2 protein-coding genes are annotated in these 1,035 nt (G+C 45.0%); both read left to right on the top strand.

The annotated features are described in order from the left end of the window. Positions 1-250, top strand: a 250-nt coding sequence (locus tag TRICHSKD4_RS26385) for a hypothetical protein (protein WP_040617601.1), incomplete at its 5' end; no start/stop codon positions are given. 198 nt (positions 251-448) lie between these two features. Next, positions 449-1,035 (top strand): hypothetical protein (locus TRICHSKD4_RS31030; protein WP_168157089.1); only part of this gene is annotated, 587 nt, incomplete at its 3' end.

Below are 1,035 nucleotides of genomic sequence, written 5' to 3'. Positions count from 1 at the left end.
CAAACCAGACGGCAAGGAAGAAAAAGATCCAGTTCCGGACCACGCGATTGACCAAGTGGCCGAACGTCACGGCTTTGTTCCTCGTGAACCAATCAAGAAAATTGTACGCCGGAAGGAGGCAGAACCTTCTGCAAATCTCAATATCCGCCCGCCGGTTTCAGTATATAATCGCTTCGTCGCATGGGCGATCGAAAATCGGATGAGCTATCCAGAGGCACTAAAGGAGCTCATGGACCGGGCCAATATTTGAAGAAATTTGTACCCGTGTTTGGGCGGGAAGCTTCTCGAATGTGAACCGACAAATTAGACTAACGTCCTAAACTGGTCCGAGGAGACCGGGCTTGTTTTGATGACTTGCTGAAGCAGTCGAGGACGTGGCTGCGAGCACTGTTCTCGAAATTCTCGTGGATCTCTATGAAATCTATAACGAATGAGCTTTGGAGCGGACATGCCTGAGTATGATCAACATTTCGTTGAGCTCCGATATCTTAGCCCTCAAGAATGGGACATTGCAGCAACTGGGTTTGATGATTGTATACCAGAGCAACTTGCGGCCTATAACAGCGGTCACTGGGGCAATACAGAACTTGAATGCGTGGAAATATGGCAGAATGAAAGACGAATTGGTGGGGCCATTTTTCTGGTTCGGAAACTGCCATCTATAGGGACTGGTATTGCAGTAACAAAATGGGGCCCATTATGGCAACCCAAAGATATTCAATCGAGCATTCCGAATTACAAATCTATTGTTTCTGCACTTCAGAAAGAATTTTGCCAAAAGCGAAACCTTTACTTAACGTTGATCCCTGTTGCCTATCCAGGATTTGTAAATAGTTACATCGAAACTTTGGAAGAACTCGACTTCACAAAAGGCGCACAATTCGCATCTCCCGAGAGGTATATCGTGAATGTCTCTCAAACTATTGAGGAATTGAAATGCAGCTATGGTCAAAAATGGAGATACAACCTAAATAAGTCTTTATACCATGATTTGGATATTACCTTTATCGACGCCAACATGGGCTTATGGAGTTT

Source organism: Roseibium sp. TrichSKD4 (genome assembly GCF_000148725.1).
GTDB lineage: Bacteria > Pseudomonadota > Alphaproteobacteria > Rhizobiales > Stappiaceae > Roseibium.
Note: the sequence above shows the minus strand (reverse complement) of the source record. Positions and strands in the feature narration are given on the sequence as shown.